Below are 21,077 nucleotides of genomic sequence, written 5' to 3'. Positions count from 1 at the left end.
GCTTGATCGCGATTTAAGGGAGACAAGAGAAGGCCGCCGGTCCGGGTGGAACCGGCGACCAAAGGTCAGTTGACTGGTGCCACTGACGGGGAGAAAGCAGCCTTAGGTAAGCCAGATATTGCGTAGAGTCTGACCAAACCCACCAAGAGTTCCAACCGGATGGGGTGTGTACCCCATGACGTTTTGTGCTGTTGCCTCAAGTTGGTTCTGGAACACGGCGTTCACAAAGCCGCCATCGTCGTTCATCATATGCAACATGTCGCAATACATCTGCGCGCGTTTTGCCTCATCCAATTCGGCGCGGGCCGCCAGGATCATGGAATCGAATTCGTCAGAACCCCACATGGTTTCGTTCCAACTGCCACCCCTCATGTGAGCGATGGTCAGGAAGGCATCGACAGTAGGTCGAGCGTTCCAACCCGACATGGTCATTGGTTTCTGCATCCAGGTGTGGGTCCAGTACCCGTCCGATGGGGTTTTTATCACATTTACATCTACCGCTCCCTTTGCAGATTGCTGGAAAGTCAAGGCAATGTCGTTTGCCGAATTCCCAGCAGTCTCGGACGTATGGAGGTCGAAGCCCGAAACCCCTGCCTTGTCGAAGTAGAACTTTGCCTTGTCGGGATCGTATTCGGCAGGCTTTACGTCCGGACACCAGTACTTGTAGGTCGGGCCAATCGGTGTGTCTGCTGAAATAGTACCTATTCCCTTGAACACCTGGTTCAAAACAAGTTCACGGTCCAACGAGTGTTTGACACCTTTACGGAAATTCGCGTCATTTGTCGGAGCGCGGTCCACCATCATCACCATGTTGGTAAACGAACCAGTCGGTGTATTGTGAAGCGTCACAGCGTCGTTGGAGTTGAGCTGATCAACAGCGAAGGCCGGAACGTCGTATACGGAGTCTACATCCCCCGCTAACAACGCGCTCAACATTGCGTTTGCGTCCGGAACAGGGATGAAATCCAAGCCATCTAGGTAAGGCTTACCGTCCTCATAGTAGTTTTCGAAACGTTCGAAAACCACTCGCTCGCCGGGAATGAATTCCATCACCTTGAACGGGCCGGAGCCAATTGCATTCGTGAAATCGCTGTGCCCGGCTGGATGGATGGACAGATGGTAGTCTGACATGATCACCGGCAGGTCTGCATTGCCGGAGGACAAGGTGATCTTTACGGTCATAGCATCGGGTGCATCGATTGCAGTGACTGTCGAAAGCAGAGCCTTGGCAGGCGATTCCGAACCCTCGGCGATGTGGCGCGACAGGCTTTCGACTACATCGGCTGAGGTGACGTTCTGACCGTTGTGGAAAACTAGGCCATCGCGCAACTTGAATGTCCATTCGGTCGCTGCATCGTTGACACTCCATTCCTCTGCAGCGTCGCCTTCGACCTCAAGCGAGGGTAACAAACGAGTCAATCGCTGGTAGACGCAATTGCCGTAGACTGCATCCGAAGTGTCCGTCATCCTGACGGGCTCTAGGGTATCATCGGTGTTGCCCTGCGCGATCCGCAGCCAGCCACCGCGTGTTGGCGACTGAGCGTATGCGGGACCAGCCTGTGCAAGAATGCTGCTTGCTGTGGGCACCAATAAACCAAAAGCGCCTGCGCGTTTGAAAAAACCGCGACGACTGAGCGATCCCGCCTTATATTGGCGTACCAAGCTATCGATATCGGACATTTTTTCCTCCCAGATGACCGATGCGGGTTGCACCCGCTGTTCATCGAAGTTTGAGCGGACGGCACCCTGTACACAAACAACCGATTCCATGACTTTGCCATAACTGAGGTTATGGAAATGTCAGCAGACTTCGAAAAGCCCAGCCGCGCCCATACCACCGCCGACGCACATGGTGACGACCACATACCGAACCCCGCGCCGCTTCGCCTCAATCAACGCGTGGCCAACCAACCGGGAGCCAGTCATTCCATAGGGGTGACCGACGGAAATCGCGCCGCCATTCACGTTTAGCCTTTCGGGGTCAATACCCAGCTGGTCCCGGCAGGGAATGGCCTGGGCTGCGAAAGCCTCGTTCAATTCCCAAAGACCAACGTCATCCACTTTCAATCCGGCACGCTCCAGTAGCTTCGGAACAGCATAAACTGGTCCCATGCCCATCTCCTCTGGAGCGCAACCTGCCACAGCAAGGCCCCGGTATACGCCTAGTGGAGCGAAGCCGCGCCGTTCGGCCATACGGGCCGACATCAGCACACAGGCCGATGCCCCGTCGGACAATTGGCTCGCGTTTCCTGCGGTCACGACACCGGCTTCAACAACCGGCTTCAGCCCCGCAAGCGTTTCGATTGTCGTTCCCGGCCGGTTGCCTTCGTCCTGCCGAACCGTAACGGTTTCTTCGGTAATTTCGCCAGATTCACGGTTTTTGACCAGCTTGGTCGCTGTTACAGGTACGATTTCATCGTCGAATGCTCCTGCAGCCTGGGCGGCGGCCGTGCGCGTTTGCGACAGTGCCGCGAATTCATCCTGTGCCTCACGAGTTACCCCGTGCAGACGCGCTACATTTTCGGCGGTTACAAGCATCGGCATATACGCGTGCTCTGATGCTTGGACTACCGCTGGGTCTTTTTCGTCCATAACCCAGTCGAAATACCTGGCCTGCACCGCGGAAATGTTTTCTTGTCCTCCCGCCACGACAATGCCCATTCCGTCGACCGAAATCTGTTTTGCCGCTGTGGCAATGGCCATCAGGCCCGAGGCACATTGACGATCGAGAGTCTGGGCTGCAGCCGTTGCCGGGAGACCACCTGCAAGCGCTGCCAGGCGGGCGATGTTCAGGCCGGCAGTCCCAGCGGTCAGGACCGATCCCAGCACCACATCTTCTACCTCTGCTGGATCGATACCGGCCCGACTGACGGCGGCTCGTATGGCGTGTCCAGCGAGTGTCGGCGCCTTCGAGTTATTGAAGGCACCCTTGAAAGCCAACCCTATGGGTGTTCGAGCGGTTGATACGACAACGACATCTTTCATATCACGAACCTTCCTATTAGATGAACCGGGCCCTAAGGGCCTTCTTGTCCAGTTTGCCAACCGACGTTCTTGGCAAGCTGTCGGTAAATTCAATCCGGTCTGGGATCGCCCATTTCGAAATCGCCCCTTGGTCAACCGCCACATCGAACGCCATACGAAGACGGTCGTAGGTTTTTTCGGTTTCATCACAGCAGGTAACAATCAGCATAGGGCGTTCCCCCCATTTCGTGTCTGGAACGCCAATGGCGGCCGCTTCACTCACACCTTCAACGGTGCTCGCGAGGTTTTCCAATTCAAGCGAAGACACCCATTCGCCTCCGGTCTTGATCACATCTTTAACCCGGTCGGTGATCCGCAACGTGCCCGTTTCGTCGATGAACCCGACATCTCCAGTATGCAGCCAGCCGCCTTGCCAAAGTGCCCCCGTCCCGGCCTCGTTTTTCAGATAACCTTGAGTTAGCCAGGGCGCGCGCGCCACAATTTCTCCCGTCGTCCTTCCATCGCGAGGGGCATCGTTCATATCCCCATCAACCACACGGATTTGCACAAATGGCGCGGGTTTTCCTGTTGCAATCCGAGCACTCAGCGGTGTTTGCGGGTCCCGCGTGGCCATCATGTCCGCCACTGTCAGGAACGGACAGGTCTCTGACATGCCATAGGCAGCGTGCACGTCAACTCCGTGCTCTAATGCCTGCCTTGCCAGACCTTCGGACAGAGCAGAACCGCCTATGATGACCTTCCAGTTGCTGAGATCTGTTTGCGCGACTTCAGGTGCATTCAGAAGCATCGCAAGTATCGTCGGTACACAATGCGAGAACGTAACACCGTGCTTTTCGATTAGCCCCAAAAGGCGGGCGGGATCGTAACGACCTGGATAGACTTGTTTAAGGCCCATCAATGTGGCGACATAGGGTATGCCCCAACCATGCACATGAAACAGCGGGGTTATCGGCATGTAGACATCGCTCCGGTTCAGCCCGCCGCCTGGTACCGGGCCTAACCCGGCCGCGACCGCCATTGTGTGCAAAACCAGTTGGCGCTGGGAGTAGCTGACCCCCTTGGGATCACCTGTGGTACCGGTCGTGTAGAAAAGCGTCGCTCGGATATTCTCGTCAAAATCCGGGAATTCTTGCTCCGGTTCGCACTGCTGCAGCAGGGCCTCGTACTCGCCTTCCGAGGACTCCACCTCGGGGAACACCCCATCGTCGCTGAGGATTACCAACCGCCAAGGCCGCTCGATCCGCTCAGAGATCTCGAGTAGAAGTGGCAAAAAGTCGACGTGGCACAGGATTACGTCGTCCTCTGCATGGTTGATCGTGTAGAGGATCTGATCCGGCGACAATCGGATGTTCACGGTATGCAGCGTGGCCCCGATCATCGGAATAGCAAAGAAACACTCGAGATACCGATGGCTGTCCCAATCCAGAACGGCCACAACGCTACCCTCACCCACGCCAAGTGAGCGCAACGCCCCTGCAGCCTGGCCGACGCGCCTGGCAAAAGTGCGATAGTCATACCGCTTCGTATCGGCGTGTACAATCTCCTGATCTGGCGTGTTTGCCAGCGGCGTGGCGAGGATTTGCTTGATCAACAATGGGTAGGAATAGGCAGTCATGGGCATCTCCGATCGCCCCAGTCTTTGCGTTCTCCAGCCCTGCGGAACAAACAACAAAATCTCGGTCTTTGCCCAAACAAAAGAATACACATGCCTTTGCTATAACCAAAACGACCCCAAACTGGTCGCTATGGTTGTTTGTCTCGCTTCAAGCTTGCGCCGAATATGCCGGAAGCCTTGAAGGGAGGACCAAGGTGTACCGAATTATTCTGACCCGCCTGGCTCAGGGTTTACTAACCTTGCTCCTTGCTTCCATCATTATCTTCGGCGCGACGGAAATCCTTCCGGGCGACGTTGCTGAAGCCATTCTAGGACAAAGCCGCACCGAAGAATCGCTTGCCGCGCTTCGCGAAGAGATGGGACTCAACCGCCCTGCAGTAGTGCGTTATCTCGATTGGCTGGGCGGTATGATTCAAGGGGATCTGGGGACATCATTGGCCACCAAGCGACCTGTGGCTGACATGATAGAAAGCCGTATGTGGAACACTCTGCGGCTTGCGCTTTTGGCAGCGGCAATCTCGGTTCCGATGTCTTTGGCTCTTGGCCTTTGGTCTGCGATGCGCGCCGGTGGCCGGATCGACAAAACTCTTGCCATGACCACACTTGCGTTGATTGCAGTGCCTGAATTCTTCATTGGTCTCATTCTGATGAAAGTTTTTGCAGTCGAACTAAAGTGGCTCTCCGCGTCGGCCAACACGCGGCCCTACTTTGATTTCTGGCAGAATTTCCGGGCCTTGGCTCTCCCCGTAGCCACCCTCAGTTTTGCCGTTCTGGCGCACATGATGCGGATGACACGTTCTTCCGTCATCAACATCTTCACCTCCCCATACTTGGAGATGGCAGCACTCAAGGGCTTGCCCAAGCGTAGGCTGGTTTTGCGCCACGCGCTGCCTAACGCGCTGTCGCCGATCTTCACGGTTATTGCACTTAATCTGAGTTACATGGTGTCCGGTGTCATTATCGTTGAAACCGTGTTTGGCGTACCCGGCTTAACGCGGCTTCTGGTCGACGGTGTCACTCTGAGGGACATTCCACTCATCCAGGCCTGTGCAATGATTTTTGGCACTGTCTATATCCTTCTGAATCTACTGGCCGACGTCCTGTCCATCATGGCGAACCCGCGCTTAAGGTACCCAAAATGAGCGAAGCAACCGATATCCCCACTCCCCGGGCCTCCGTCTTTGCGGGCCTGCGCCTGACCTGGACTGCAGGTATTGCCGGCGCGGTGCTGCTGTTCTGGCTCATCCTTGCGTTTTTTGGGCCATGGATCGCACCCCATGGTGAAGCCGAAATCATCTCAGGCCAGACCTTTGCACCAATAGGCGAAGGCGGTTTGCTGGGTACTGACAAGCTGGGACGAGATGTATTGTCCCGCCTGATCTATGGAGTACGTACAACGCTGTTGCTGGCACTTGTCACCACCATGATCTCTTTTTTATTCGGCGTCGCACTCGGTTTTGCCGCCGCGATTCTGAGAGGCTGGTTCGATATCGTAGTAAGCCGCGTTGTCGAGGCATTCATGGCTTTCCCCTCCACCCTATTGGCTTTGGTTGTCATAGGCGCCTTCGGTACTTCTATCACAGTGCTTGTTCTGACTGTTGGGTTGGTCCTCTCGACCAGCGTATTCCGTGTCTCTCGAGCACTTGGTTATGACATCGGCGTTATGGATTTTGTCGAGGCTGCCCGTGCGCGGGGCGAAGGCACCTGGTGGATTCTGACACGTGAGATCTTACCCAATTCCATGGCCCCCTTGATTGCCGAGTTTGGCCTTCGATTCACCTTTTCGATCCTGTTCCTTTCGGGCCTGTCGTTTCTTGGCCTAGGAGTGCAAGAACCTGCGGCCGACTGGGGGCTCATGGTGCAGGAAAACGTGGGGGGGCTGTTCCTCGGTTCGTCCGCAGCGCTTATACCAGCTGCATGCATTGCCTCCTTGACCGTTTCCATGAACCTGCTTGTTGACTGGTTCCAACAGCGCCAGCAAGGCGAAACTGTTCTGGAGAAGATCGACCAATGACCGACATTCTGACCATCAAGGACCTGCGCGTCGAGGGACGCCCCCCAGGCGGTAACTATGTGCCAATTGTCAAGGGCGTGTCCATGAGCGTCGCCAAGGGCGAAGTGTTGGCACTCATTGGCGAAAGCGGCTCGGGCAAATCTACGATCTCTCTGGCATCAATGGGTTTTGCCCGCCCCGGCTGTCGCATCTCAGGGGGTGAAGTCTGGCTGAACGGACGGGACATTATGAAATTGCCCCCACGCGACCGCCACAGCTTGCGCGGGGACGAAGTGTCTTACGTGGCACAATCGGCAGCAGCTAGCTTCAACCCTGCGCTTAGGATCGGCAAGCAAGTTATCGAGGCACCTCTTTGGCATGGCACCGGAGATGCCGAAACTCTGACCGCGAATGCAATAGAGCTTTACCGCAAACTTGACTTGCCCGCCGCGGAAACCGTCGGCGACAAGTTTCCACATCAGGTTTCGGGTGGTCAGTTGCAGCGCTTGATGGCTGCAATGGCCATGTCCTGTGGACCCGACCTTCTGATACTCGACGAACCCACCACTGCGCTTGACGTAACGACCCAGATCGAGGTGCTGAAAGCCTTTAAGGACATTATCCGCGATCAGGGTACCGCCGCGATTTATGTCACACATGATCTCGCCGTAGTCTCGCAGGTGGCTGACCGAATTCTAGTGCTAAAAAACGGCGAGATGGTCGAGGAAGGCACAACGGATCAGATCTTGCACCACCCACAGCACGAGTACACTCGCACACTGATGGAGGCTGTCCGTCCTGCTCCACACTTGGTGGATCACGTGGAGACAGATCTGGCTCAGAGGCCGGTGATTTCGGCACGGAACGTGACTGCGGGTTATGGAGCTCTGACCATTCTCTCTGATGTATCCGTCGATGTACCTGCCGCTTCGGTCGTGGGCGTAATTGGCGAAAGTGGTTGTGGAAAAAGCACACTTGCCCGAGTTGTTGCGGGCCTCACACCGTTAAAGGGCGGAGAAGTCCAACTCGATGGCAATACCGCCGCTCCAGCAGTGAAGGATCGGTCGATTGAAACGCTCAAGGATTGCCAGATCGTCTTTCAAATGGCTGACACGGCGCTTAATCCTCGGCAACGGATCAGCGATATCCTGGGCCGTCCTCTGGAATTCTATCTGAACCTCAAGGGGCGCGCACGCGCCCAGAAGGTCGGCGACCTTTTGGAACTGGTCGATCTTCCTCGCGATTTCGCCTCCCGCTATCCCGGAGAGCTGTCTGGTGGGCAAAAGCAACGCATTAATCTCGCTCGCGCGCTTGCCGCCGAGCCCAAGGTGATCCTTTGTGACGAGGTGACTTCGGCGCTGGACACCGTGGTGGCCGCAGGTGTGATCGAACTCCTGAAATCGCTGAAGGACAAACTGGGCGTCGCCTACATGTTCATCAGTCACGATCTTTCCACTGTAGCTTCTTTCGCCGATGAGGTGGTTGTACTGTATGCCGGACGTGTCGTCGAAAAGGGACCATCAAAAGCGGTTTTTCGCCCGCCTTTTCACCCCTACACAAAGCTGTTGCTATCTTCGGTGCCCGAGATGCGCCAAGGCTGGCTGGAAGGCGTGGCAGATACAAGCGAGGCAAAGGCGGCTAGCGCTGGCAGCGTCGAAATCGGTGCGCGGGGCTGCCCCTTCGCCAACCGCTGCACCCATATCATTGCGGGAACATGTGATACTCGGACTCCACCTTTGCATGACCTACCCGGTGGATTGAGCATCGCTTGCCATTTGACCCAGACGAACCTGCCCCTAGACTGACGTCGCCTCAGTCCACCAGCGCCTGGTAACTCAGAACTCTAAGCTCACGGCGCAGGGTATAGGCGCTCGAAGGAATTAGCTGCGTCATAAGTATCACAGTCATCTCCTCGATCGGGTCCACCCAAAAGGCGGTCGAGGCCATACCGCCCCAGGCAAATTCACCGGGTGAGCCGATGATTTTGGCCCGCGCCGGGTCTAACATCACCGACACACCGAGTCCGAAGCCAACCCCCTCAAAGGTAGTTTCGCTGAAATGAGCCTGTCCCCGGCTCGCCAAATCGCCGCCCATGTGATTGCATACCATTAGATCAAAAGCCTTGCGCCCTAGTAACCTGCCTCCGTCACATCTGCCGCGCCGAAGAAGCATCGTTGCAAAACGCTGGTAGTCGTCCATTGTGGAGAGCAACCCACCGCCCCCGCTTTCCAAGGTAACCGGCGCAATGAAACCTTTCTGATCATCAGAAGCAACAAAGCCGCCTGGCGCGCGGTCATAGAGCGTGGCCAAGCGGCCAGACTTATCGGCCGATACGGCGAAGCCTGTGTCCACCATTCCGAGCGGATCAAAGATCTGTGTCTTAAGAAATTCGCCGAGAGGCTGACCACTGATAACCTCGATCAAATGGCCGAGAACATCCGTCGAAAGGCCATAAAACCAACGGTCACCCGGCTGAAAGGCCAAGGGAAAACTCGCTAGCACTTCAACAGCTTCCGCCATCGTCGTAAGACCTCTGTCAAAGTCGAGACCGCTATCCGAAAGGGCACGCTCCAGCTCGTTTCCCTGCGGATCACCATAGACGATCCCCGCCTGGTGTGTGAGAAGATCATGGATTGTAATACCCCGGTCAGCTGGCTCGGTCTCGTTCAGAGCGTGACCAGGACCCTTCCAGACCTGCGGGTTTGCGAAATCTGGGAGAAAGTCGCAAACAGGCTGATCCAGTTGAAACGCCCCTTCTTCGTAGAGCATAAGCAGGGCGAGTGAGGTCACAGGTTTGGTCATCGAATAGATGCGCCAAATAGTATCAGGTAATACAGGCCGCTTCGACTTTGCATCGGCAAATCCCGCACGCTCCGAAAAACATATCTTTCCCCGGCGAGATATTTGCACAGCCAGACCAGAAAGGCGTCCGTCATGCACATGGGCGTTCATCCAATTGGTGATGCGCGACAGCTTAATCGGGTCTAATCCCAAGGTATCTTCTGGTTGCAAGTCGTCAGCTCCATATAGTCTCAACGTCAATCTGCACCGAGATTCTCTTGGCGTTCAAGCGATAGATAATCTATCTATAACCTAACTGAAATTATGCTTGAGTTGGCCATGAGTACACGGCGACTTCCCCACCTGACCTGGCTGCGCGCATTCGAAGCGTCGGCCAGGCATCTGAGCTTTACCCATGCGGCGCAGGAACTGAACCTGACACAAGCAGCGATCAGCAAACAAGTGAAATTGCTGGAGCATTACTTGCGCGAGCCGCTCTTTGAGCGCAAACCCAGAAGTCTGGTCCTGACCAAAGTGGGCGCCGCCTATCTACCGAAGGTCAGAGACGGCTTTGAACGCCTGGCCGCGGGAACCGAGGAAGTGTTTGGCCTGCGGCGCTCCGAAGTCCTGACCGTGCGGGCGCCGGTCGGGTATTCAGTTAACTGGATCGCGCCGCGACTTCAGGGATTCTTTGACCGCCACCCGGACACTGAAGTGCGTCTGGTCTCAAGTGTATGGGGAGATCAGTTCGACAATGAGCGGTTTGATCTCGATATCCAATACGGCACAGGGAAGTGGCCAGGATACAAAGCCGACCGGTTAACTTGGGAGGTGATCAAACCGGTTTGCTCTCCAATTTTGCTTGAGGGTTCCAAAGCGATCCGCAAACCAGATGATCTTGTCCACCATCGCCTGCTACACGTGCTCGGTTACGAGGAGGGTTGGGCTGACTGGTTGCGTTATGCAAAGGCAAGCGGTGTCAACTCGGGCCAGGGGTTACAGTTCGACACCTCGCTGCTTGCTTTCGAGTTTGCCTCTCGTGGTGGCGGTGTAGCTTTAGCACGGTCCTCAATGTGCGGCGTCGAGATCGAGCGCGGACGACTTGTTGAACCCTTCGAGCTCGAAGCGCCCCTGCAGGAGGCTTTCTACTTGATCGCACCGGAAGCGGATCGCGACCATCCTGATGCCCAAAATTTTCGCGAGTGGCTGATCGAGACGTCAGAAAACGACCTCGAGAACAAGCGCATTCGAGAGACCTATCCGGCTTGAAGCCGCACGCCTGCGTCAAGACGAATGGTCTCGCCGTTCAGCATAGGGTTTTGGATGATGTTAACGGCAAGGCGCCCAAATTCCGCGGGCTCGCCAAACCTGTTTGGAAACATCCGGCCATCTAGCATCCCGTCGATTACCTCCTGCGGAATATGATCAGCGATCGGAGTGCGAAATAATCCGGGCGCAATTGTCATGACCCGCACTCCGCGGGGCATGAATTCACGGGCGGCCTGCAATGTCAGACTGGCAATCGCGCCCTTTGAAGCCACATAAGCCCCCTGCCCAATTTGACCCTCGATTGAAGTAATCGAGCCTGTGTTGATGATAATCCCGCGCTCGCCATCTTGATTGAGCGGCTCCTGCTGCATCATCCGGGCTGCGCATTTCGTCATGACGCTGACGGTTCCCATCAGGTTGACGTTGATCACCTTCGCGAAAGCTTCCATATCAACTGGACCGTCCCGTCCGACAAGTCGCATACCGCCGGGGATGCCCGCACAGTTGACAACTATGCGAATTGGTCCGCTCCGGTCTTCGGCCAGATCCAAAGCGGCCTCGACCGCAGAACTGTTTATAACATCACAACCTATGCCAAGCGCGCCGATTTCCGCTGCCGCGTTTTTTACCCGAACTTCATCGAGGTCCAGCAAGGTAACTCGTGCTCCGGCTTTGCTGAGCGCCTGTGCAGTAGCAAGCCCCAGTCCTGATCCTGCCCCGGTCACGATCGCAGATAGTCCTTCAATATCCATGCGTTATAATCTCCGTTTGTTCAAAACTTCTTAACCCAGAACCAGAAGGTAAACATCGAAGTTCTATTTACCCTTTGGCCAACCAAAAAACATTTTGCCTCCGCGTGCAGTGCAATATGTCGGGACGGTCGGGTCACAAACCTGCGCTGTTGTTTCGAACAATTGCTCCGCGATAAGCAACTTCGGGCGGGTTGAGTTACACCCGCGACATGCCTTGTTGACAACTTCGGCAGGATATCACGACAGACGTAAATGCCGCGCTGAGAAGAAGTTCAGTTTAGGTGATCGAAACTGGATGATCGAAGAGTGGGTCGGATCACTCTAAAAGACTCGGCCCAGGTCAAGGACTGCAAAGCGGCCAATCCGTGCCTTCCCCGCTGACACTTAGCTCGGCAACTGCAAACCCGTCAAATGACAGAAAGGCAGACGTCTCGAAGCGTTGTGGCCAGCTCTCCCATATAGGTGTCATCGTAACCCGAGTCATTCTCCAGCACACTTAAGAATGCACAGCTGGTGCCGGTGACCATATCCACCATGAGGAACTGCCCTCCATAGCCAGCATGACCGATTAATCGACCGTCGGTCATGGTCTGGTTTGAGTACTTGAGCCAATTCTTGGGTGATGTCATCGCTGGCGCGCGGCGGATCAGAGTTTCTTGCAGGAAACCGATGTTGGCCATAGGTCGACCGTGCAGGTCGCGGCCTTCCCGCGCCAGTAGCAACCCGAACCGCGCGAGGTCGCGCACGCTAAGGCAACCGCCACCAGAAAACGCTGGGTGCCCGTCCTTGCTGAGGCTGATGTGAAAGGCGCCCTCGTATCCTGCCGCATCAACAATTTCTTCGATTTGTTCAGCTAGTGGAATGGGCGAAACCTCGGCCGCTATCAGGGTCAGGACATCCGTGTTCGCGGATTTATAGTCGGCTTGTCGCACCCCCGAGTTTATCCTGAAACCAGTGATCGAGGCCGCAAATTCCGCAAGCGTGATTTCCTTTTCACCCTCGCCGGGCAAGCGCCAACCCAGGGCGACCTCTTCAGTATAGCAGTCGGCAGCGGGGTCAGCATAATCCTCGGTGAAGTCGTTATCGACGTTCATGTCGAGCAAAGATTGAATGCTGGCCTCGGCATACCCGCTGCCGATACCCGGCAGATAGTCGCGGACTCGCGCGTCCAATGACAACAGCCCCTGTGCAAGCAGACGACCTATGATTAAGTGGATGTGTAGCTTTGTCACCGACTGGATGGAATGCGGCGCTGAGGTCGAAAAGTCATTTGCGGCTTTTTCCAGAATGATCTTGTCGTTCTTTAAACAGCAGAACGCAGAGAACGCCGGATGGGCAAGCATTTGTGCCAGTTCAGGCACTCGGGCGCACAGATTCTGCTCGGCGGCTTCCAGCTGCAAAACCTCACTGGAACGCACCATGAGACATCGGCGGAACAGCCGATATGCGTTGTGGAACCCATGCCGGCGAAATTCCGGCTGGTTCCACCGTTGCTTGTTGTCGTCTCCAACAGCCAGATCGGGATTGGGTATGATCCTATTCCTGCTCATGACCGAGGCACCTGGATCAGGGCATCAACGGCGACGATGTGATCTGGGTAGACAAACATCGGGTTGATCTCGACCTCTGCGACCCGGCTGCGCGCCTCTAGGAACGCCGCACAAAACCGGTGCAGCGCATCCGAAATTCGCGGAATATCCGCTTTTTGACTGCCCCGGTACCCTTCCAACAGTCGAGCTACACGGAGCGAACACAATGCGCGCTCGATCTCGTCTTTTGAGGCAGGCAACAATACAGTGCGCGCATCTCGGACCAACTCGGTCAAAACACCGCCGCTACCAATCACCAAGCTGGGACCAAATTGCGGATCAGCACGCAGCGTGACGATCAGCTCTGCAAGCGGCTTGGGCGACATGGCTTCGATCAGGAAGCGATCCGTCACCGCCGCGCGGTCATAAGCCGCAACCGTTGCCATCATTGCCTTGATCGCCGAGGACAGCCCCTCCGCATCCTTGATCCCCAAAGCGACCGCGCCCGCTTCGGTCTTGTGAGGCAAGCTTGGTGACATCATTTTCAGCGCGACCGGATAGCCGATATCCTGCGCAACGCCAGCTGCCTCGGCCGCGTTGCAGACATGTCCGTTTGGCACAGCAACAGCCCTTTGCCTGAGCCAGGATTTACCTTTGTCTTCGGTCAATACTACTGGGTTCGGGATAGTTGCACCGGGTCGCAAGGCAGCAGGCCGGTCAATCCTTGTCCGCGCCCTTGCTTCGGACCACCAAATAGCATCACGCATGGCATTCAACGTCTCGTGAATACCCTGCATAGGCGCAACCCCCAGTTCAATGAGATGTCTGCGGGTCCCACGATCAAGATTTTCAGGTAGGGTCGCGCAGATCGCTGCCGGGACGGAGTGTTCCTGAGCGGCCTGCGCAAAAGCTGCAGCATCGTTCTGGTAGTAGATCTTGGACGCGTCCAACCCTTCTGCCGGGTAGTCCTGCACCAGAACAGCCAGATCCGCGTTGAGGGCCGATAGCGCCGTGGCAAAAACCGGGTAAGTCTTATCGCCCTGTCCCCAGATCGGGGTCGTATAGTCCAGCGGGTTGGAAACCGTCGCGATCTCAGGCAGCAAACTGGTCAGGCTTTCCTGCCCTGCAGAGCCCACTTTGGGAAAGCACACACCAATCCTTTCCGAGTGATCTGCGAGCATCGTCGCCCCGCCCCCAGAACAGGTAAAGCCAGCGACACGCCTGCCTTGCGGCGCGCCTGCTACGCAGAGGTACTTCAGCGTTTCTAGAAACTGCGACGGGCTGGTGACGTCGATCACCCCGGTGCGATCAAACAGTGCCTGATAAAGCTCGCTCGAACCGGACAGAGAGCCGGTGTGACTGACCGTCAGAGTCGCCCCAATGGCGGAATTGCCGGTCTTCAGTGCGACAACCGGAACCCCCCGATCCAGGGCTTTCAGCGCGGCGCGTTCAAAAGCAGCAATGTCACGCAACCCTTCGATGTGCAATCCAATGGCGCGCACAGCCGGGTCTTCAGAAAAGGCATCCAGGAATTCCTCAATCCCCAAGACCGCCTGATTGCCTGCAGAAACCATGTAGGCCATTGGCAATGAACGCGCGCTCATGGTGATGTCGGATGAGAACATACCGGACTGGGTAATGATCGCCGCACCGTATCCCGGCGACCAGCCGCCATGTTCAAATGACCAAAGAGCGGCATTGTCGATATAGTTGATCATGCCATAGCAGTTTGGGCCGATCAGAGCCATATCTCCGGCGACTTCGATCAGATCTCGTTCCGATTGTATGTCGCCAGTTTCCTTGAAGCCCGCGGAAAAACAAACGACACCACCTGCACCCATCTGTTCCAATTCTCTCAGGGCATCAGTCACCCCGACCGCAGGGATAGCGAGATAGACGGCATCAGGTGGCTCCGGCAGGTCCGAGATGCTGGGAACACAGCCCACGCCATCCAGATCGGCGCGTTTGGGATTAACGGCCCACATTTGCCCTTGAAATCCACGCCGGCGGGCTTCGCGCACGGCAATGGTCGCATCACGTCCACCAATAAACGCGATGTGGCGCGGCTTTAAGAGACGCTCAAGGTTTTCGCGCCGCGCCGGCGTCATGCGCCAAGTGGCCTCAGGATGGACCTGGTGATGATGTGGCGTTGGATTTCGCTGGTGCCGTCCCAAATCCGCTCCAATCGGCTATCGCGCCAGAACCGTTGGATCGGCATTTCCTCCATCAATCCCATGCCACCAAAAATCTGAACGGCATCATCGGCGATTTTGTTGAGCATCTCTGAGCAGTAAACCTTGACCATTGCCGCATCTGCATCACCCATGACACCCGCTTCGGCACGTGCAACGGCGTCTTGCACCATCAAATCGGCCGCACGCAACGTCATCGCACCGTCCGCCAAACGGAAGCCGGTGGCCTGAAACGTACCGATCGGTTTACCGAATTGCTTGCGCGTTGCGGCCCACTCGGTCGCTAGGTCAAGGATGCGTTCGGCCTTACCGCAGCAGGTCGCGCCGACCCAGATACGCCCCATGCCGAGCCACTTTCCCGACAGCTCAAGCCCGCGACCCTCTTCGCCCAGGATCTGGTCCGGACCAAGACGCACATTGTCGAAACTCAACTCAAAAGTCTTGTAACCGCGATAGCTGACGCAATGCGTCCCTTCGCGGCAGTCGAACCCCGGAAGGCCCACATCGACCAGAAAAGCCGTCACCCGTTTGCGTGGGCCGCGTGGTGTTTCATCTGTACCAGTTGCAGCAAAGACAATCGCGAAATCCGGCATGCAGGGACCGGAGATAAAGTGTTTGGAACCATTCAGGATCCAGTCATCCCCGTCGCGTATCGCATTTGTCTTCATCCCCATGACATCCGAACCTGCGTCAGGCTCTGTCAAGGCAAAGAGCTCACGCTTTTCACCGCGCACGGCAGGAAGCAAATATCGCTCGCGCTGGTCTCCTTCGCAGGCCATCAGCAATTCCGTCGGGCGGGCCGCCCAGCTTTGTAGCGCATGGCTTGTACGGCCGTATTCCCGCTCGATCAGGGACATGGGCCCATATCCCAGCCCTCCGCCACCGACCTCTTCGGGCAGGTTGCAGGCGAAGAGGCCCAATTCATGCGACCTCGCCTCAATCTGGCGGCCGATCTCCTCGGGCACATAGCCTAGGCGATCCACCTTTTCTTCATGCGGATACATCTCTGTTTCGACAAATCGGCGAACCGTTTTGACCAGCAGGTCTGTTTCGTGACTGGTTTCCAGATTCATGGCAGCCTCATTCATTCTGCCTGAGCCCGTGCGTTTCGCCGCGACAGTACCGCAGAGACGGCAAAGGCAATCAGGGTGATGGCAATCAGGATCACGGCAGCGGCAGCCACTGTCGGATCGGTGTTTTCACGGATGCCGTTCCACATGCGGCGCGGCAGCGTGTAGACGCTGTATTTCGAGATGAACAAGGTCACCACGATTTCATCCCAGCTGAGGATAAAGGCAAAAAGCGCCCCGGCAAAAACCCCCGGCCTGATCGAAGGCAGGATCACCCGGCGCATGGTGGTCCAGTTAGAGGCCCCGAGGTTCTTGGAGGCTTGTTCAAGCTTAGGATCAAACGTTGCCAAGGACGCGCTGACCGTGATCAGCACCATGGGGGCCGCCAGTATTGTATGCGCAAGGATCAAACCGGCGTAGCTGTCCAGGAGACCCAGAGGTATCCACAACCGATAAAACGCCATGGCGGAAATAATCTGCGGTATGATCAATGGCAGCAACAGAAAAGCGCGCACCAGTTCGCTGAAACGCGACGAAACCCGCCACAGCCCGATCGCGCAAAGCGTGCCCAATAGCGTCGCAAGCGCAGAACAGGACACGGCAATAACACCACTTTGGAAAAAGCTCGAAAGCCATTCTTCGCTGGTGAACAGCTTTTGGAAATGGCGCAGCGAATACTCACCCTGCGGCATGGACAAAAAGCGTTTTGGCGTCAGTGAAACAGGGATGGCGATCAAGGCCGGTGTGACCAGAAACAACAGCAGCACCCAGGCCCCCACGCGGTTGAAAAATGAGAACAGGCCCGGCTTCATCGCGCTGCCCCCCCGAACACCGTGCTCAGCTTCATGAACCGCGACATGATCCAAAGCATCGCCAGAACGCCGAACAACATGATGGCCGCCAGCATCGCCGCTGTGCCCCACTTCAAGGTCACCAGTAGCTGAACCGAGATGTATTCCGCCACCATCAGCACCTTGCCGCCGCCCAATACGGCCGGTGTGACATAAAACCCGAGGCTGAGGATGAAAACCAACAGGGTCGAAGCCACAAGCCCCGGCATGGTCATCGGCAGGTAGACCCGCCAGAAGGTCTGGCTTCCGCTGGCCCCCAGGTTGCGCGAGGCGTCCATCACCCTCTGATCAATGGATTGCATCGAGACCAGCAATGGCAACACCGCATAGGGGATCATGTAATGCACCATTCCAATCAGAACGCCCAACTCATTGCGCATGAAGGCGATGGGTTCAGCAACCAGGCCGATGTCTTCCAATGTGACATTGACCAGCCCCTTGCGTCCCAGCAACATGAGCCAGGCGAAGGTGCGTACGAGGATGGAGATCCAGAACGACACCAATAGCAGGGTCAGCATGTAAGTCTTCTGACGCTGGTGGCAATGCACCATCGCATAGGCGATGGAATAGCCGAAAATGACGCTGAAGACCGTCGTGATGATGCAGATTCGTACCGTGGTCCAGACAATGCGGATCAACGCATCACCTTCCGCCAGTTTGGCATAGTTGCCAAACCCAGGCTCGGGGTCTGTTACGCTCAGCCAAAGAATATTCAGGATCGGCCCGAGATAGAGCGCGACCACCATCAGCAGCAAAGGCGCGATAATCAGCCATCCTGGGTGGATATGACGGTTTAAGGCTTGCATCCAGAGCTTTCGGAAAGGGTTTGGCAACCCGACCCTTAGGATCGGGTGACCATAAGCTAAAGCGATCAGCTGATCGCTTCGAGGAAGGCATTCACCGCGTCGCCGCCGTTTTTACCCCACCATTCAGGATCGTTGTAAACGATCTTGTCGATGTTCATGGCCGAGGTGATCGCATAAGGCTGTTGGTCCTCGGGAATCTGGCCAAAGGCCTCGGGATTCGACGGAGTCATGCCAAGGCAATCCAACAGCGCCAGCTGCGCTGGTATATCCTGCGCCGTGGCGATGAAATCCATGACTGCGGCACCAGCGGGGTTGCCCTTAGGCACGATATACGCCCCCGGCATCGCCATCGCCTGATTGTTCACCAGCTTGTATTGACCGTCAGTGTCGTTTTCGATGTTGCGACCCCGGTTCTGCCAGATGATCGCCATCGAGACCTCGTTGTTGACCACCATCGAGTGAACTTCCGATCCAGAGCCCCAGTAAAGGCTGTCATCTTTGATCGACTGGATTTTGTTCAGAGCGCGTTCCATGTCAAGCGGGTAGAGATCGCTGCCAGCGACGCCATCGGCCATCAATGCGGCCTCGAGCGACCCATTTGCCCATTTGTAAAGCGCACGGGTCCCGGGGAATTTCTCGGTATCAAAGAAATCGGCCCAGTTTTGCGGTGGATTATCGCCATAGGCTTCAGTGTCATACACAAAGGCATACCCGTAGAGGATGATCGACACCCCATATTCCAGCGCATAGCCGGGCAGCGTTTTCTCCTTGGACACCACGGAATAGTCAATCGGCTCCAGATGCCCGGTTGGTCCAAGTGACACGGCGTTGAACAAATCCGCATCCGCCACATCGGCCGTCACATTGCCACTGTCGACCATTTCCTTGATCTTGCCTTCCAGCGGACCAGAGGTATCAAACTTCAAACCTTTGCCGGTTTTGGCGGTAAAGGCCTCACCGATGGCCGAGCCATGGCATTCTTCGGATTGGCCGCCCCAGTTCCACATCACGACATGGTCTGCCGCCGCTTCGGCGTCGCCCGCCAGTACCGCATTCATTGCAACACCCGAGGCACCGCAAAGCGCCAGAAACGTGCGCCGGTCCATGCGGCCAGCCTTGAACGCCTGGGCGCTTTCGGCAAGCATTTCCTTTTTGAATTGTTTATCGTGCATTTTCTTCCTCCCATTTGATCCGAGATTTGACTCGGCTTTCGGTCATGACGCTTCTGGGCGTTCTGTGTTGGGGTGCCTAGCCCGCTTGTAGCTCCACTGCTGCTGTATCCTTCCAAAGCAAATCCACCCTCACCCCCTCTGCCAGATCGGAGGCGTTGCGCCAGACGTCGATATCAACCTCAATCTCGGCCCCCTCGTCGGTGTCCACGATGATCCTCTGCATCGAGCCGAAATAGGTGATGCTGCGAATGGCGCCCCTCATCCGGGCCTCGGTGTTTTCGTTGCCAAGCATCAGATCAATTTTTTCCGGGCGAAGGGCAAAGACCTTCCCCTGTTGATGAATGAAGTTCGATTTCCCCAGAAAGCTGGCGGTGAACTGATTGATCGGGCGCTCGTACAGCTCTTTTGGCGTGCCAACCTGCTCGATCGCGCCGTCGCGCATGATCACGATGCGGTCAGACATCGACAGTGCCTCTTCCTGATCATGGGTGACATAGATGAAGGTGGTGCCAACGCGGCGATGAATGTCCTTGAGCTGCTCCTGCACTTCGACACGCAGCTTTTTGTCCAGCGCTCCCAGCGGTTCGTCCAGCAACAGCACAGGCGGCGCAAAACACAAGGCACGTGCAAGGGCCACACGTTGTTGCTGACCACCAGACAACTGCCCCGGTTTGCGATCTGCAAACTCCTGAAGCTGAACCAGCTCCAGCATCTCGTCGACACGGTTCCGAATTTCGTCGGCGGGGCGTTTACGTACGCTTAGCGCATAACCTACGTTGTCGCGAACAGTCATATGGGGAAACAGAGCATATCCTTGAAACACCATGCCGAAATTGCGCTTTTCGGCGGGCACATCCGAGATGGACGCACCGTCCAGCGCAATCTCTCCTTTCGATATGTCGAGAAACCCGGCGATCATCATTAACAAGGTGGTTTTGCCCGATCCCGACGGGCCCAACAGCGTCAGGAACTCTCCATTTCGGATATCCAGGCAGATGTCGTTGACAGCACGGAACTGACCAAAAAACTTGGAGACATTGCGAATTTGCAAGCTACCGGTTTGGGTTGGATCAGCCATCCGCCCCCCTCAGGTTCAGCTTGTTGCGCGCCTCTTGCGGTGTCAGGATCCGCCCACCCATCCGTTCGACGATCTCTCGGGCGCGGGTGACAAGCTGGCCGTTTGTCGCCAGAACCCCGCGATCAAGGTAGATGTTGTCCTCAAGACCGACACGCACATTCCCGCCAAGCGCGACAGCTGCGGCTGCCATCGGCATCTGCCCCCGCCCAATCCCAAAACTGGCCCAGCTGGCGCCTACGGGCAGTTGCGCCTTCATGGCCGCCATGGTTTCCACCGTTTGATCGGCCCCCCATGGAATTCCAAGGCACAACTGGAACATCGGCGGCGCATCAATCAGCCCCTCCTCCACCATCGCCTTGGCAAATCGGATATGGCCGAGATCAAAGACCTCAAGCTCGGGCTTCACACCCCATTCCTGAACCAGTGCCGCCATCCGACGCAGTGTCGGTGGCGTGGAAATATAGATCATGTCCGTGTCGGAAAAATTCAGCGTGCCACAATCGAGAGAGCAGATTTCAGGCAGGCATTCCTTGATATGGGCGAGCCGTTCTTCTGGTCCAATCATGTCGGTGCCCGGACCGGGCATGGCGGGATTGGACGGGTCTGAAATCCAATCGCCCCCCATACCTGCCGTAACATTGATGACCACATCCGTATCGCTTTCGCGTATTCGATCCACGATTTCCTTGAAGAGCGCCGGATCGCGCGAGCCCTGCCCCGTTTCAGGATCACGCGCATGCACATGCGCGGCAGAGGCCCCTGCCCTGGCGGCTTCGATTGCCGCATCAGCAATTTCTTTCGGGGTCACCGGCACGTGAGGGCTCTTGCCGGTCGTATCTCCCGCACCGGTAACTGCGCAGGTCAGCACAACTTCGTAGGTCATATCCGAGCCCCCCCTTTTTACCTAGATTGCCGCGCGATTGACGGATAAAGATGTCGATTATCCGCCACAGATTAGGTTAGAATGGCGAAAAATCTGACCTA

Annotated in this window: 17 protein-coding genes; 4 read left to right on the top strand and 13 right to left on the bottom strand. The window is 56.4% G+C overall.

Annotation, left to right across the window (positions count from 1 at the left end; translation table 11 throughout):
* Window positions 1-102 precede the first annotated feature (102 nt).
* The 3 genes from I9187_RS20325 to I9187_RS20315 form a co-directional block, all read right to left on the bottom strand.
* Window positions 103-1,680 carry an ABC transporter substrate-binding protein gene (locus I9187_RS20325; RefSeq protein ID WP_209509660.1) on the bottom strand — a complete coding sequence of 526 codons (1,578 nt, stop codon included), beginning with the start codon at window positions 1,678-1,680 and terminating at the stop codon, window positions 103-105.
* A gap of 120 nt (window positions 1,681-1,800) precedes the next feature.
* Window positions 1,801-2,985 carry an acetyl-CoA C-acyltransferase gene (locus I9187_RS20320; RefSeq protein WP_209509661.1) on the bottom strand — a complete coding sequence of 395 codons (1,185 nt, stop codon included), beginning with the start codon at window positions 2,983-2,985 and terminating at the stop codon, window positions 1,801-1,803.
* Between the two features lie 16 nt (window positions 2,986-3,001).
* Window positions 3,002-4,600 (bottom strand): fatty acid--CoA ligase, encoded by a 1,599-nt coding sequence (locus tag I9187_RS20315; RefSeq protein ID WP_245223335.1) that lies wholly within the window; start codon window positions 4,598-4,600, stop codon window positions 3,002-3,004.
* Window positions 4,601-4,794: 194 nt separating this feature from the next.
* Here I9187_RS20315 and I9187_RS20310 point away from each other — a divergent pair, with 194 nt between their 5' ends.
* The 3 genes from I9187_RS20310 to I9187_RS20300 are packed head-to-tail and all read left to right on the top strand — an operon-like array spanning window position 4,795 to window position 8,398.
* Window positions 4,795-5,742 (top strand): ABC transporter permease, encoded by a 948-nt coding sequence (locus I9187_RS20310; protein WP_170568174.1) that lies wholly within the window; start codon window positions 4,795-4,797, stop codon window positions 5,740-5,742.
* On the top strand, window positions 5,739-6,614 hold the full coding sequence (locus tag I9187_RS20305; protein ID WP_142638852.1) for an ABC transporter permease: 876 nt from the start codon (window positions 5,739-5,741) through the stop codon (window positions 6,612-6,614). Before I9187_RS20310 ends, I9187_RS20305 begins: the two co-directional genes overlap by 4 nt.
* Window positions 6,611-8,398, top strand: a complete 1,788-nt coding sequence (locus I9187_RS20300) for an ABC transporter ATP-binding protein (RefSeq protein ID WP_170667826.1) — start codon at window positions 6,611-6,613, stop codon at window positions 8,396-8,398. The genes I9187_RS20305 and I9187_RS20300 overlap by 4 nt, the downstream gene beginning before the upstream one ends.
* Before the next feature lie 7 nt (window positions 8,399-8,405).
* On the opposite strand, the gene I9187_RS20295 is transcribed toward I9187_RS20300, so the two are convergent.
* Window positions 8,406-9,605, bottom strand: coding sequence for a serine hydrolase domain-containing protein (locus tag I9187_RS20295; RefSeq protein WP_245223334.1), 1,200 nt, complete (start codon window positions 9,603-9,605; stop codon window positions 8,406-8,408).
* 93 nt (window positions 9,606-9,698) lie between these two features.
* Here I9187_RS20295 and gcvA point away from each other — a divergent pair, with 93 nt between their 5' ends.
* The gene (gene gcvA, locus I9187_RS20290) at window positions 9,699-10,643 is read left to right on the top strand and encodes a transcriptional regulator GcvA (protein ID WP_245223333.1); all 945 of its coding nucleotides are present in this window, start codon (window positions 9,699-9,701) and stop codon (window positions 10,641-10,643) included.
* Here gcvA and I9187_RS20285 read toward each other — a convergent pair.
* From I9187_RS20285 to I9187_RS20245, 9 genes are all read right to left on the bottom strand, one after another.
* Entirely contained in the window at window positions 10,631-11,395 is a 765-nt protein-coding gene (locus tag I9187_RS20285; protein WP_170667828.1) for an SDR family NAD(P)-dependent oxidoreductase, read from the bottom strand. The two genes, gcvA and I9187_RS20285, sit on opposite strands and share 13 nt — an antisense overlap.
* Before the next feature lie 407 nt (window positions 11,396-11,802).
* Window positions 11,803-12,945 carry a serine hydrolase domain-containing protein gene (locus I9187_RS20280; protein WP_170667829.1) on the bottom strand — a complete coding sequence of 381 codons (1,143 nt, stop codon included), beginning with the start codon at window positions 12,943-12,945 and terminating at the stop codon, window positions 11,803-11,805.
* Entirely contained in the window at window positions 12,942-15,032 is a 2,091-nt protein-coding gene (locus I9187_RS20275; protein WP_170667830.1) for an acetate--CoA ligase family protein, read from the bottom strand. Before I9187_RS20275 ends, I9187_RS20280 begins: the two co-directional genes overlap by 4 nt.
* Window positions 15,029-16,189 carry an acyl-CoA dehydrogenase gene (locus I9187_RS20270; RefSeq protein ID WP_170667831.1) on the bottom strand — a complete coding sequence of 387 codons (1,161 nt, stop codon included), beginning with the start codon at window positions 16,187-16,189 and terminating at the stop codon, window positions 15,029-15,031. Before I9187_RS20270 ends, I9187_RS20275 begins: the two co-directional genes overlap by 4 nt.
* 11 nt (window positions 16,190-16,200) lie before the next feature.
* Complete coding sequence (locus I9187_RS20265; protein WP_170568163.1) at window positions 16,201-16,998, bottom strand: ABC transporter permease; 798 nt, start codon at window positions 16,996-16,998, stop codon at window positions 16,201-16,203.
* On the bottom strand, window positions 16,995-17,843 hold the full coding sequence (locus I9187_RS20260; protein WP_170667832.1) for an ABC transporter permease: 849 nt from the start codon (window positions 17,841-17,843) through the stop codon (window positions 16,995-16,997). The genes I9187_RS20265 and I9187_RS20260 overlap by 4 nt, the downstream gene beginning before the upstream one ends.
* A gap of 65 nt (window positions 17,844-17,908) precedes the next feature.
* Window positions 17,909-19,015 carry an extracellular solute-binding protein gene (locus tag I9187_RS20255; RefSeq protein ID WP_170667833.1) on the bottom strand — a complete coding sequence of 369 codons (1,107 nt, stop codon included), beginning with the start codon at window positions 19,013-19,015 and terminating at the stop codon, window positions 17,909-17,911.
* Window positions 19,016-19,091: 76 nt separating this feature from the next.
* Entirely contained in the window at window positions 19,092-20,093 is a 1,002-nt protein-coding gene (locus tag I9187_RS20250; protein WP_170667834.1) for an ABC transporter ATP-binding protein, read from the bottom strand.
* Window positions 20,086-20,976, bottom strand: coding sequence for a 3-keto-5-aminohexanoate cleavage protein (locus tag I9187_RS20245; RefSeq protein WP_170667835.1), 891 nt, complete (start codon window positions 20,974-20,976; stop codon window positions 20,086-20,088). Before I9187_RS20245 ends, I9187_RS20250 begins: the two co-directional genes overlap by 8 nt.
* Window positions 20,977-21,077 lie beyond the last annotated feature (101 nt).

Source organism: Ruegeria sp. HKCCE4148, from assembly GCF_017872495.1.
In the GTDB taxonomy this organism is placed as follows: Bacteria; Pseudomonadota; Alphaproteobacteria; order Rhodobacterales; family Rhodobacteraceae; genus Ruegeria.
This window is presented reverse-complemented; position numbering and strand designations above follow the sequence as displayed.